Origin of the sequence: Methyloversatilis discipulorum (assembly GCF_000527135.1) — a bacterium.
Taxonomy (GTDB): Bacteria; Pseudomonadota; Gammaproteobacteria; order Burkholderiales; family Rhodocyclaceae; genus Methyloversatilis; species Methyloversatilis discipulorum.
Genome location: NZ_AZUP01000001.1, coordinates 3,744,016 through 3,757,495, shown reverse-complemented (window position 1 = coordinate 3,757,495; position 13,480 = coordinate 3,744,016). Strand labels below are relative to the sequence as shown.

9 protein-coding genes are annotated in these 13,480 nt (G+C 68.9%); 6 read left to right on the top strand and 3 right to left on the bottom strand.

Features of this window, described 5'->3' with window-relative positions; all coding sequences use genetic code 11:
- The 3 genes from prsK to METFAM1_RS0117545 form a co-directional block, all read right to left on the bottom strand.
- Window positions 1–2,088, bottom strand: a complete 2,088-nt coding sequence (gene prsK / locus METFAM1_RS0117555) for an XrtA/PEP-CTERM system histidine kinase PrsK (protein WP_019916779.1) — start codon at window positions 2,086–2,088, stop codon at window positions 1–3.
- 94 nt (window positions 2,089–2,182) lie between these two features.
- Complete coding sequence (locus tag METFAM1_RS0117550) at window positions 2,183–3,529, bottom strand: TIGR03013 family XrtA/PEP-CTERM system glycosyltransferase (protein WP_019916778.1); 1,347 nt, start codon at window positions 3,527–3,529, stop codon at window positions 2,183–2,185.
- A 300-nt stretch (window positions 3,530–3,829) separates the two neighbouring features.
- Window positions 3,830–5,002 (bottom strand): hypothetical protein, encoded by a 1,173-nt coding sequence (locus tag METFAM1_RS0117545; RefSeq protein ID WP_024300809.1) that lies wholly within the window; start codon window positions 5,000–5,002, stop codon window positions 3,830–3,832.
- Between the two features lie 186 nt (window positions 5,003–5,188).
- On the opposite strand from METFAM1_RS0117545, the gene METFAM1_RS0117540 reads away from it, so the two are divergent.
- The 6 genes from METFAM1_RS0117540 to METFAM1_RS0117515 are packed head-to-tail and all read left to right on the top strand — an operon-like array spanning window position 5,189 to window position 13,480.
- Window positions 5,189–8,629: a VanZ family protein gene (locus METFAM1_RS0117540; RefSeq protein ID WP_019916775.1), complete on the top strand. Its 3,441-nt coding sequence runs from the start codon at window positions 5,189–5,191 to the stop codon at window positions 8,627–8,629.
- On the top strand, window positions 8,626–9,606 hold the full coding sequence (locus METFAM1_RS0117535; protein ID WP_019916774.1) for a hypothetical protein: 981 nt from the start codon (window positions 8,626–8,628) through the stop codon (window positions 9,604–9,606). Before METFAM1_RS0117540 ends, METFAM1_RS0117535 begins: the two co-directional genes overlap by 4 nt.
- Complete coding sequence (locus tag METFAM1_RS0117530) at window positions 9,603–11,030, top strand: MBOAT family O-acyltransferase (protein ID WP_019916773.1); 1,428 nt, start codon at window positions 9,603–9,605, stop codon at window positions 11,028–11,030. Before METFAM1_RS0117535 ends, METFAM1_RS0117530 begins: the two co-directional genes overlap by 4 nt.
- A gap of 3 nt (window positions 11,031–11,033) precedes the next feature.
- Complete coding sequence (locus METFAM1_RS0117525) at window positions 11,034–11,678, top strand: class I SAM-dependent methyltransferase (protein ID WP_019916772.1); 645 nt, start codon at window positions 11,034–11,036, stop codon at window positions 11,676–11,678.
- Window positions 11,679–11,684: 6 nt separating this feature from the next.
- Complete coding sequence (locus METFAM1_RS0117520) at window positions 11,685–12,527, top strand: glycosyltransferase (RefSeq protein WP_019916771.1); 843 nt, start codon at window positions 11,685–11,687, stop codon at window positions 12,525–12,527.
- The gene (locus METFAM1_RS0117515; RefSeq protein ID WP_024300808.1) at window positions 12,524–13,480 is read left to right on the top strand and encodes a glycosyltransferase family 2 protein; all 957 of its coding nucleotides are present in this window, start codon (window positions 12,524–12,526) and stop codon (window positions 13,478–13,480) included. The genes METFAM1_RS0117520 and METFAM1_RS0117515 overlap by 4 nt, the downstream gene beginning before the upstream one ends.

Below are 13,480 nucleotides of genomic sequence, written 5' to 3'. Positions count from 1 at the left end.
TCAGGCGACGGCCACCGTGGCCGTCTGCTGAGGAAACACGAGCCGGAACAGACTGCCCCGACCCGGCTCGCTGATTACTTCGATGCGTCCACCCAGATCCTGGATGTAGCGGAAACTTTCATAGGCGCCGATGCCCATGCCGTTCGCCTTGGTGGACTGGAACGGCTTGAACAGGCGCTCGCGCACAAACTCTTCGGTCATGCCGCAGCCGTTGTCCTCGACCTCGACCACGACGCCCTCCTGTCCGCTGCGCGCCCTGATGCTGACTTTACCGTTTTGCGGCGTGGCATCCAGTGCATTCTGCACAAGATGCCCCACAACCCGCTCTATCCGGTCTTCATGAGCACGGATCACCAGTCCGCTCTCGACTTCGAGCGCCAGCGCACAACCACTCCGCGCACGCGACCGATGCAGCCGTTCGAGCAGCGGCGTCAGCGATACCGGCGCTGCCTGCTCGATCGGCTGGGTGCCGGAACGCAGCTGCAGCAGCATGCTGTTCATGCGGCCGACCGCGTGCTCGATGGTGTCCAGCATGTCCTGCTGGAATTCCGGGTTGTCGCGGTGCTTCTGCGCGTTGCGCAACAGCAGCGTGAGCTGGGCAATGAGATTCTTCAGGTCGTGCACGACGAAGGCGCTCATCTTCGAGAAGGCTTCGAACTTCTTCGCCTCGATCAGCGCTTCCATCGCCTGCGTCTGGTTCAGCACGCCGGCCACCTGGCGGCCGGCCGTCTTCAGCAGGTCGCGCACCTCCCAGTTCAGGTCGACCAGGGCGCGCGGGCGGCACAGCACGACGAAGCCGAGCGGCATGTCCTCGCTGCCCAGCGGACAGATGAGCCAGGCCTCGGGAATCTGCGCCACCCACTCGGGCAGGCGCATGTGGCCATACACGCCAGGGCGCGAGCGATGCTCCTCGATATTGACCACCCACATGCGACCGAGCAGCAAAGCGATCAACGGACTGTCGGCCGGCTCGCGCGCCTCGATGGCCGGCAGGTTGAGCCGTGCCGCCGGCGCGTACACGCCCTGCTCGTTGCGCAGCCACAGCATGCCGCCCGGGCTTTCGACCAGGTCGGCCATCACCCGTATCGACGCTTCGCGCAGGGTGTCGACGTTGGAGGCGCTGTACAGCGTGTCGGCCAGCTTCAGCCACTCCGCCCGGTAGTCGTAGCGCAGGCTGAAGAAGTGCTTGTTCACGAATACGCGCAGCCAGGCGCGCACGCTGCCGGAGGCGATGGACGCCACCAGCCCTAGCGCACCGGCGGCCAGCACCACGGTCTGCAGTGCCGCGCCCCACTCGCCGCCGAAGAAGCGGACGTAGTAGCCGGCCAGCGCGATGATGAGCAGCGCCGCCCCGGTCATTACCAGCGCCGAGGTGTGGAACACCGCCTCGCGCGACACATTGAGCCGGATCGACCACTCGCGGATACGCGCCGACGACGCCGCGAACAGCGGGATGGCGATGGCGTGCACCAGCCCGCGCACCGCCCACAGCGTCGGGTCCAGTTCGCGGAACATCAGCGCTTCGGAGAAGAAATACAGGTCGAACACCAGCGTGAAGCCCAGACCCAGCGTCATCGGCTTGACGCCCCAGCGCCACTGCTGCGGCGTGTTGCGGTAGAACTGCTCGGTCATCACCGCGCCCAGCAGGCTCAGCGCCAGGCCGCAGCCCATCAGCCAGACCAGCACGCCCGCATCGCGCGGCAGCAGCCAGGACAGCGCGGCATAAGCCAGCGCGCAGGGCAGGACCGTGATCAGCGCCAGCCGTATCAGCCAGGAAGGTTTGCGCACCAGATCGCGCAGCGGCTGGCGCCCGTCCGGGTCGACCACGCAGGCGGCGAGGAAGAACAGGAAGAGCAGGTAGTGCAGGGCATCGGCCGCGTGCGCGAGCGTCCACCACAGCGGATGGGGGCGCCAGACGAATCCGGTCATGGCGGCACACCACAAGGCGCCGCCCACCATGCACCAGCCGAGCAGGCGGGCACGCGGAGAGCGACTGGCGCTCATGAAGAGCTGCAGGCAGAAGGCGGCGAATCCGAGCGCGGCCGCAGCGTATGCGTAAAGCGCAAAGGCAGCGGGGAGGGAATCCATCAGGACGCGGCGTCAGGAGTGTTGCAATGAACCGCATTGTGCCCGTGACCCGCCGGGCGCGCAGCGCGCGACCGACCGGACACGGGGGCGACGATCAGCGGGCGCCGTCGCCAGTCAGCACGACACGCACGGTCTGCAGCAGCACCAGGATGTCGAGGAAGAGGGTGTGGTTCTTCACGTAGTAGAGGTCGTACTGCAGCTTCTGCACCGCGTCGTCGACCGAAGCGCCGTAGCTGTAGCGCACCTGGGCCCAGCCGGTGATGCCCGGCTTGACGCTGTGACGGGCGGCGTAGAACGGGATCTGGTCGGTCAGCTGATCGACGAAGAAGGGGCGCTCCGGACGCGGGCCGACGAAGCTCATGTCGCCATGCAGAACATTGAAAATCTGCGGCAGTTCGTCGATGCGGGTCTTGCGGATGAAGTGGCCAACGCGAGTGATGCGGTCGTCGTTGCTGCCGGCCCAGCGCGGCTTGCCGTCGGCTTCGGCGTCCAGACGCATGCTGCGGAACTTGAGCACCTTGAAGGTGCGGCCGCCCTGTCCGACCCGCTCCTGGCGGTAGATGACCGGAAAGCCGGATTCGATCGCAATGGCGATGGCCGCCAGCAGCATGATGGGCGCGGTCACGACCAGCAGCACGCTGGCGGCGACGATGTCGAACACGCGCTTGACCGCGCTGCGGGCGAAACCCTGGCGGAAACCGTCGCCGTAGATGAGCCAGCTGGCACGCAGCGTATCCAGGCGGACCTGGCCGCGCATGCGCTCGAAGAAGCTCGACAGGTCATTCACCGTGACGCCCGCCAGCTTGCAGTCCAGCAATTCGCGCAGCGGCAGCACGCCACCGCGGCGCTCGCGCACCGCCACGACGATTTCGTTGGCGCGGTGGTCACGGGCCAGCTGCATCACACAGCTGCCTTCCGGCATCACCAGCGTGGTCGGCACTTCGACCGCCTCTTCGGCACCGACCGGCACGAAACCGACGATGGTGTGGGTGGCGCTGGCCGAGGTCGATACGCTGGCCCAGACGGAAGCCGCTTCGGCGCCGGTACCGACGACCAGGATGCGCCGCGTGAACATGCCGGCGCCGTCGGCCTGCAGGAAGGACGCCGCGCGCAGCAGCAGGATGCCGCCGAAACCCATGCACAGCGACACATCGAGTGCCGGCATCGCGACGCTGCCCTGCGGCAGCAGGCGGAACACCATGTAGGCAACCGGCAGGCCGAGCAGGAAGGCGAACAGCACGCGGCCGACCAGTTCGGACAGGTTACGCGGCTGTTCCCGCTGGTACAGGCCCAGCGCGCTCATCAGCAGCGTCATCAGTATTGCGAAAACCGAAGCCGGCAACAGCGCGGGCAACAGCGATTCCATGCTGGCGGGCGCGCTGATCCAGGCGGCGCCGAAACCGGCGATCAACAGCACGATCGCCTCGGCGATAAGTCTCATGAGCGTGACGGAAGGTACGTAGTGACTGAACAGTCTGACCACAATCAACCCCTTTTCGGCCGCCCGGACGATGCATCGGACCAGCCGCGAATATTGTCCCGACGCGGGGGCGCCGGCTTGTTGAGCGCGAACGATATGGGCTGAGCCGGGGATCACGCGTGAATCTGGTCACAAGACGCCGCGGCACACAGGGGCGGTGATAACTAACGCACGTTGCGACGCCGTTTCAGGGCTACCGGCGCGGCCGGGAGACACAAATTTCCACAATGAAAAAGCGCATTCCGGCGCCCGGCGGCGGCTTCAGGCGGTCAGCGCGAGCGCAAACACCGTCAGGACACAGAGCGCCAGCAGGACCTTGCGCCGGCGCCCCGTGGTGAGCAGGCGGGCCGGCAAGGCCCGGAGTCTGGCCTGCAGACCGTGGTCGAGCAGCGCCGATCCGCCGGCTGCGTAGGCGTCGGCCAGCGCCTCGACGGACACGAAACACAGCGTCGGGTAGCGCTTTCTGGCCCCGGCAATCAGGCTGTCGATCGCCGCAAGACTGTCCTGGTGACGGGCATGCCGGCCGACGAAGTTCGAGCGGTGCGTTTCCAGCAGCAGCGGGCGTCGCTGCGCCCACTTGCGCGCCAGCGCCTCCAGCCCGCGCTCGGCGCGGTGGCCGCGCACCGGTTCGTAATAGTCGTCGCGCACCAGCGCCGTCAGCCCGGACGCACAACGCTGTCCGTTCCGGTAGAACCGGCCGCTATCGACCGGCAGGCCGTCGGCGCCACGCCGCTCGTAGCGCTCGCCCGGCGTGACCAGTGCGCGCACGCCGGCCGCCGCCCAGGCGGTCTCGACCGCATCGTTCCAGACAAAGGTGGGGGGCACGGCCACCGCCGGCATCACGCCGAAGATGCGGGCGAAAGTCGATACTTCGGCCGTCGCCCGACTGACGATGTCGGCCCGTTCCAGCGCCTGCGACGGCAGGCTGGAGGCGTCGGCCCAGCGGCTCTGCAATGGCGACGGCAGGTCTTCGGTGGCCGGAAAGGGCTGGCGTCGCCACGCCCGCAGCGCCGGATCCTGCGCGCAGGCCTTTTCCAGCACCGCCGGGTGATAGTGCTGCATGCCGTGCAGCTGCAGCGAGAACACGCGGCGCGCCACGCCGGCGCGCATTTCCGCCAGCACGGGCGCCAGCCGGGCGTCGTCCAGCGCGACGCAGGCTTCGGCCTCGTCCGGCCGTGCGTCGTCCGGGCCGGCGAGGATGACGCCAAGTGTCATCACCGGATGACGGCCCTGCGCATCGGCATGCGCCGACAGCACGCGCGCAATGTCGCGCAGCGCGTCGGCCTGTTCCGGCGGACCGTAACCCCAGTCGTCGCCCTCGAACACCATGACCGGGCAACGCAGGCAGGGCTCGGCCCAGGCGCGCGCAAGATCGCGCCTGACGCAGTAAAGCGCCACCGCCCACAGCAGCAATGCCCCGTAAAGCCCGTACATCGTCCCCTCCTCCGGGTGCGCACTTTCGCACAGACCGGCCGCCGACTCGCGTTCCGGCCCGCCGCCGATCGTGACTGATGGCACTTCCGGCAGCGACAAGCCGTCGCCACCCCCTATCGGCCGCCGGTGCCGGTCCGGATAATCGCCGCGCACGTCCTCCGTCAGCCAGCCCCCTCTCCTCCGTCCATGCCCTTCGAAGCGCGCCACACCCGGAACGTCCTCGCGGCATGCGTCGTCTATACCGCGCTGATCCTGTGGGGCAGCCTCTACCCTTTTACCGGCTGGCGACCGACCGCCGACGCGCTGGCCTTTCTCGGCGTGTGGAACACGAAGGCGCTGTCGGCGCCCGATCTGGTCGTCAATGCCCTCATATACATTCCGCTCGGCATCGGGCTGCGCTGGCTGACGCGAAGCTGGCCGGCATTGCTGTCGATCGCGCTGGCGACGGCCTTCGCAGCGGCCCTCAGTTTCGGAGTCGAAGCGGCGCAGGCGCATCTGCCGCAGCGGGTGCCCTCGCTGGCCGACTTCATCCTGAACACCGCCGGCGGGCTGGTCGGCGCCACCGTCGCCGCACTGCTGACGCCGCGCTGGCGCCTGGTCGCCCGCCTGCAGGCCTGGCGCGCGCGCACTTTCCAGCCGACGCGCGACGCCGATCTGGCCCTCGCCGCCATTGCCGGCTGGGCCCTGTCGCAGCTGTCACCCTTCGTCCCTTCGCTCGACCTCGGCACCCTGCGCAACGGTCTCGCGCCGCTGGCGGCTACGCTGGGTGACCCGGCCAGCTTCGATTTCGCGCGCATGGCCGGCTACGCGCTGGCACTGTTCGCCCTCGCGCTGCTGACGCGCGACGCCCGCCAGCGCACGGCGTCGCTGCCGCGCTTTCTGTGGCTGTTCGTGCTGGCAGTGCTGCTGCTCAAGGTGGCGGTGATCAGCCGCCAGCTTTCGGCCGAAGCGCTGGCCGGCGCGGCGGCCGGCCTGCTGTCCGGGCTGGCGCTGCCGCGCCGCCTGAAACCCGCACGCCCCGCGCTGGCCGCGCTGGCCATGGTGCTGGCGCTGTCCATCGTCGAACTGACACCGGAGCCCGGTGCGCTGCGGCAGCTGAACTGGACGCCCTTCGTCGCCCACCTGAACAATCCGATGCAGGGGCTGAGTGTGCTGATCGACACCTTCTGGCCCTATGTCGCACTGGCCGCGGCGCTGCACCGACTGTCCGGCGGCGGACGCGGCGGCGCCGCAGCCATCGTGCTCACCTGCGGCGGCCTTGCCTTCGGACTGGAATGGATGCAGCAGTATGTGCCCGGCCGCACGCCCGACATCACCACGGTGGCGATGGCCCTGGCCGGCGCCGTGCTGACGGTCCGCCATCTGGCGCCGGCAGCCGGTGAGGCGTCGCGGCCGCGCTCGCCGGTGCGCCCGCGACTGGCGTTCACGCTGGTCGCCGCACTGCTGCTGAGCAGCGCCAGCGCGGTCTGGTCGCTCGCACGCACGCCGCCACCGACCGTACTCGCCTCCGCGCGCAGCAAGCCGACGCTGCCGCTGCCCGAGGAACTGCAAGTGCCCGCCTTGCCCGGCTTCCGCCACGCGCATCCGCGGCTGCCCTATCCGTCGTTCGGCGATATCGCCCGCCTGCGCGCCGACAACCCCGATTACATCGCTCAGCTCGTCAAGCGCGCCAAGGGCGGCAGCGGCGATCTGAGCGCGGCGATCGAGGCGGCGGTACTGGCGCCGGAGACGCAGGATGTGCGCGTCATCGTCGAGCGCGTCGTCCGGATGAAGCCCAACTGGCGCGGCCACGCGCAGACCAAGCCGATCGCCCAGGTCTACGACTGGCTGCACGACCGCGTGCCGCCGGAGCTGATGCCGAAGCTGAAGGACAAGGTGATCGAGGCCTGCAATCACCAGATCCGCGTCATCCGCCTGGAGGCGCTGTCGCCGTACAACGTCTATCTGTACAACGCACCCTTCCAGGCGCTGATGGCCTGCGCGCTGTCCATCCACGGTGACGATCCGCGCGCGGCGCCGGTGATGGCCTTCACTTACGACTACTGGATCAACCGCGTGCTGCCGGTGTGGCGGCAGATCGGCGGGCGCAACGGCGGCTGGCACGAAGGCAACGAATACGTCGGCATCGGCATCGGCCAGGCCATCTATCAGCTGCCGGCCATGTGGCGATCGGCCACCGGCGAGGACCTGTTCCGGCAGGAGCCGGCGCTGCGCGGCTTCCTCGACTTCCTGGTCATGCGCCAGCTGCCGGACGGCAGCAGCGTCAAGATCGGCGACGGCCGTTTCGGCCGCCGAGCGGTGGACGACGCACTGGCGCTGGCGCTCGAGTACCGCCACGCGGCCGCCTACACGCTGTACGGCAAGCCCGACCGCAAGCCGGCTCCGACCTCCTGGCCCTGGGGTCCGCTCACCGACGCCACGCTGTACTCGCCCGCCGCGGTGCAGGCGCAGCCGCTCACCCATTACGCCGACGGCCTCGGCTGGCTGCTCGTCCGCAGCAGCTGGCGCGACGACGCCACCCACCTGAGCTTCAAGGCGGGCGACAACTACTGGTCGCACAGCCATCTCGACCAGGGCAGCTTCACGCTGTACAAGGGCGCGCCGCTGGCCCTGGACAGCGGCTGCTACTGCGGCTACGGCACCGACCACCATCTGAACTACCACTACCAGACCATCGCCCACAACACGCTGACGGTGACCGACCCGGCCGACACGCTGCCGATGCCGGCGCGCCAGAACAAGAAGCCGCGCACCATCGCCAACGACGGCGGCCAACGCCGTGTCGGTTCCGGCTGGGACCTGCACGCCGCGCCGATGGATATCGAGGACTGGCGCAGCAAGTACGACGACTTCCACACCGGGCGCATGGTGCGCGTGGTCGAGCAGGACGACCTGCTGATCGCGCTGGCCGACATCACCGCCGCCTACACCAGCGCGCAGACCGGCGCCCACAGCTTCCACCACCGCACGCGGCGGGTCGAGCGCGCCTGGCGCATCTTCGTCTATGACCGCGCGGCCGACATGCTGGTGGTGCAGGACACGCTGGAATCGACGCGCGCCGGGTTCGCCAAGCGCTGGCTGCTGCACAGCGCCGAGGCGCCGCGCATCGACGGCCGGCGCTTCGTGATCGAACGCGCACCGGTGATGGAGGTCGCCGGCCTGCCACGGCTGGAGGGCGAGGTGCTCTACCCGCGCGACGCGCGCATCGTGCCGATCGGCGGCAAGGGCTTCGAGTTCTTCGTCGACGGCCGCAACTTCGACGAGAACGGCACGCTGGCCGCCAATATCGCGCGCGGCCCGGCCGATCTCGATCCGGGCGCCTGGCGGCTGGAAATCTCGCCCGCCGCGCCGGCGCTGGAAGACCGCTTCCTGGTCGTGCTGCGCCCGGGCCTGGGCGCACTGCCGCCGATGGACGCCACGGTGGTCGAACAGCCGGACGGCATCGTCGCCGACATCGCGCTGCCCGGCCGCCGGCTGTCACTTCGTTATCCGCACGACCGGCTGGCGGTCGAGGCGACCGCCACACTGGCCGACGGCAGCCGCCGCACACTCACCGTCGAAGGCGAAGGTACGCGCGCGCCGGCCGCCGGATGGATAGATCAACTTCGCGCCTGGGTGTCCCGATGAACAGAGGATGGACGGCCGCGCTCGGCCCGGCCGCATGGATTGCACTGGCCCTGCTGGCCTGCTTCGAACTGGCGCTGCACAGCGACGCGGTGCTGCAGCGGTACCGCGCCGTGTTCGCAGTCGGCCGCGCCACCGACAAGATCGATTTTGTCGAACACGCCCGGCCGTCGCTGCTGGTGCTCGGCAACAGCCGCGCCGACAACGGCATCGCGCCCGACGCCCTGCTCGCCGCGGCCGGATCGCCGAGCGGAGTACGCGCCTTTAACCTCGGCATGCCGGGTGCCAACGCACTGGTGCTGCACGGCGTGGCCGACCGCCTGCTCGAAGCCGGCGCCCGACCCAGCGACGTACTGATCACGCTGGACGAAACGCTGTTCCAGCACGAGGACTCGCTCGGCTACTACGGCTTTCTGGCCGAACGCGACGCGCTGCTGGATGCCGGCTTTCATGCCGAGCTGTTCGGTTCGCTGCTGCGCACCTGGTATTACAGCGGCAATCTGCGGCAACTGCGCGAACCGGACAAGCTGCTGCGTTTCGCCGAAGCGACCGTCGGCGAGGTCGAGCCGGTCGGCGGCGGCGCCGCGCAGAACATGGGCTACCGCGCCGGCTTCAAGGGCCGTTTCCAGAACCGCGAACAGCTGATGGCGCAGGAAGCCGGCACGCGCGCGCCGCCCGATCCGCGCATGGTCGATGCGATGCACAAGCTGGTCGATCGCCTGGTCAAGGCAGGCGTACGCGTGCACCTGATCGCCACCCCGCTGTTCGGTCGCGAATCGGCCTTCGGCCCCGGCGCCTCGCCCGGCCCCTACGCCAGCGTCACACCGGCGCTGGAAGCGCTCGGCGCGCGCTGGCTCCAGGTCGATGTGCCGCCACTCGAACCCGACCACTTCGCCGACCCCGGTCACCTGAACGACGGCGGCGCCCGCCTGTACAGCGCCGCACTGGGCGCAGCCTGGCGCAAGGACACCGCACGATGATCTTCAGCCAGCCCGTCTTCTTCGTCTTTCTCGCCGCGCTGCTGGCGATCTACGGCCTGTGCCGCACGCAGCCGCAGCGCGCGGTCGTGCTGCTGGCCGGCAGCCTCATCTTCTACGCCTCGTGGAAACCGGCCTACCTGATCCTGCTGGTGCTGTCAGTCAGCCTCAACTACCTGTTCTACAGCGCGCTGTCGCGCACGCGCAGCAAGCGCACGCTGGTGATCGCGCTGGTGCTCAACCTGACGCTTCTGGGTGCCATCAAGTATCTCGGCATGCTGATCGACACGGCGATCGCGGTCGCCGCCTTCGCCGGCCATACCGACACCGGCCTCGACAGCCACTGGACGCATTGGGCGCTGCCGCTGGGCATCAGCTTCTACACCTTCCACATGCTGTCGGTGATGATCGACGTGTACCGCGGCGAATGGACCACCCGCATTTCCTTCCGCTCGTGGTGGCTGTACATCAGCTTCTTCCCGCACATGGTGGCCGGCCCCATCCTGCGCGCCTCGGAACTGGTTGAGCAGCTGGAGCGCCTGGGGCCGCTGCAGGCGCGCGACCTCAAGGTGGGCGCGCTCATCTTCATGGGCGGCCTGATCAAGAAGATACTGTTCGCCGACAACTTCGCCGGTCTGGCCGACGAACTGTGGGCCGATCCGTCGCGGCTGGACACCGCCACCGCCTGGCTGGCGGTGACCGCCTTCGCGCTGCAGATCTACTTCGACTTCTCCGGCTACAGCGAAATGGCGATCGGTCTGGCGCGCGGCTTCGGCGTCGACCTGCCGCGCAATTTCCGCTACCCCTATATCAGCCGCAGCCCGCAGGAATTCTGGCAGCGCTGGCACATCACGCTGTCCCGCTGGCTGCGCGACTACCTCTATGTGTCGCTCGGCGGCAACCGCGCCGGCTACGCGCGCACGCTGGCCAATCTGATGATCACCATGGTGCTCGGCGGCCTGTGGCACGGCGCCGCCTGGACCTTCGTCATCTGGGGCTTCCTGCACGGCGCCTGGCTGGTGGCGCACCGCGTCGTCCAGCCCTGGCTGCCGAAGCCGCAGTCCGCCAGCGGGCGCTCCGCCTATGCGGTGCTCGCCTGGGGCTGCAGCATGGTGGTGGTCTGGATCACCTGGGTGTTCTTCCGCGCCGCATCGACCACACAGGCCTTCGACATCTGCGCCCGCATGGCCGGGCTGGCCGGCAGCGACGCCAGTCCGCCGGCGGTGCGTAGCTATGTGTGGCTGTTGACCGCGCTCACCTGCGCGCTGGTGCTGCTCGAATCGCGCATCGTCAGCGCCTGCGCCAGCGGTCTGGATCGCTGGTCGCGGGTGACCCCGCTGCTGCGCGGTGGCGTCTATGCGGCCGCGATACTGTGTGTGGTAATTTTCGGCGGCAGCACGCAGCGTTTCATCTATTTCGACTTCTGATCCGTGAGCGACATCCAGCGCTACCCCGACTCCCCGCGCAGCGAAATGCAGCGCTTCGTGCCCGCAGGCGCGCGCCGGCTGCTCGACGTCGGCTGCCATACTGGTGCCTTCGGCCACGCGCTGAAACAGGTGCGCGACATCGAGGTATGGGGCATGGAGCCGGCCGCCGACGCCGCCGCGCTGGCAGCAACCCGGCTCGACCACGTGCTGGTCGAGCCGATGGCGGCAGGCTGCGCACTGCCGGACGCCCACTTCGACGCCATCGTGTTCAACGACGTGCTCGAGCACATGGAATCCCCCTGGCAGACGCTCGAACTGGCGCGGCGCTGGCTGGCGCCGGACGGCGTCGTCATCATTTCGCTGCCCAATCTGCTGCACGTCGACAACGTCGAACACATGCTGTTCGAGCGCGATTTCCGCTACGAGGGTCGTGGCGTGCGCGACCGCACCCATCTGCGCTTCTTCACCCGCAAGAGCGCGCTGCGCATGATCCAGGACTGCGGCTACCGGGTGGACACCGTCGAAGGCATCAACGAATCGTGGTGGTCGCCGTCGCCGCTGCGCCGCTTCGCCTTCCGCCTGTTCGACCGCTGGCTGGCTGAATTCAAGCCGCAGCAGTTCGCCTTCGTGGCGCGGCCACAACACTGAGCTGCCATGGCTGCGCCGTCGATCAGCGTCGTCATGCCGGTGTACAACGGTGCTGCGCATCTGGCCCAGGCCATCGACTCGGTGCTCGCGCAGACTTTGCCGCCAGCGCGCGTCGTCGTCGTCGATGACGGCTCGACCGATGACAGTGCAGCGCTGCTGCAGCGCTACGGCGACCGGATCACGCGGTTATCGCAGACCAATCACGGCCAGGCGCACGCGCGTCGCACCGGCGCCGATGCCGCCGCCGGCGACCTGATCGCCTTCATCGACCAGGACGACTTGTGGGATGTCGACAAGCTGGCACGCCAGGCCGATCTGATGCAGCGCTTCCCGGACGCCGGCGCCACCTACTGCGATCACCGGCGCATCGACGCCGACGGCAAGCTGCTGGCCGCCACCGGCTCGGGCTACGGCCTGCGCGGCAGCGGTCGCATCCTCGACGCACTGCTGCGCGGCAATTTCATCCTCAGTGCCTCGCTGGTGATGATCCGCCGCAGCACCTACGAAACAGCCGGCGGCTTTCTGCCACAGCGCGGCTTCTGGGCCGACGACTACAGCCTGTGGCTGCGCACGGCCGCGCACGCCCCCATTCTCTATCAGGCGGAAACGCTGGTGAGTTACCGCCAGCATGCCAACAACACCTCGGGCGACCGCTATGAACAGGCGCGCGGCGACATACGGGCGCTGGAGGAGTTGTGCGCCCATCTGCAGTCGGCAGACATGACCCAGGCACTGCCGGCCGCCCGGCGTGCCCTGCGCGATGCGCGCATCGGCACCGCGATGCTGGCGCGACAGCGTGGCGAATGGCGGCAGGCGCTGCGCCATCGCGTCGCGGCCTGGCGGACATGAGCGCAATCTCGGACAACGCCGCGCCGCGCGTGTCGGTGGTGATACCGACGCACAACCGGCCCGCACTGCTGCGCGAGGCGCTCGCCTCGATCGCGGCGCAGACCTGCACCGACTGGGAGGTGGTGGTGGTGGACGACGGCTCGTCGCCGCCGATCGACGCCGCTGCGCTGGAAGCCATCGTCGGTGCGCGGCTGCGCCTGATCCGTCACGAACAGCCGCGCGGCGTCGCCGCTGCGCGCAACAGCGGCTTCGCCGCCGCCCGCGGCGACCTGATCGCCCAGCTCGACGACGACGACAGGCTGGCGCCGGAAGCCCTGTCCGCCGCCGCAGCGGCACTGCGTGAGGCCGACGTGGCCTTCATCGGGGTGGAGGCATTCGGCGACGAGGCGGATGACGTCAATCTGCGACAGCGCAGTGCCACTCGACGCACGCTGCGCCTCGCCGGGGCCTCCGCCGGAAACGACGAATGCGTCATCACCTTCGATGATCGCTTGTTTGCCGCGCTGCTGCTCGGCGTACCGGCGGCCTTCCAGCACCCGGTGTTCCGGCGCACCGCACTGGATGCGGTCAGCCCGATGGACAACGACCACTGGCCCGAATCGGCCTGGGCGATCGAGGCCGCTGCGCGCGGGTTGCGCTGCGTGCTGGTCGACCATCCGCTCTACCAGTGGCGGCGCGACGGTCAGAGCTACTTTTCACAGGCCACGCTGGCCAGCCGCATGCACGAGCACGACGTGGAAATGAAACGCGCGCTGTTCGAGCGCCTGCAGCCGGTACTGCAAGCCGAACAGCGCAGGCTGCTTGGACGCGCACTGGGCAACGCCCTGTTCGACCGCTTCTGGGCCACTCCGGGTGCCGCGCCCGGTTTCTGGCGAGACTTCATCCGTTCGCTGCGCCTGGCACCGCGGGCAGGTCATCTGGCTCTTCTGCTCAGGCGACTGCGCGCCGACTGA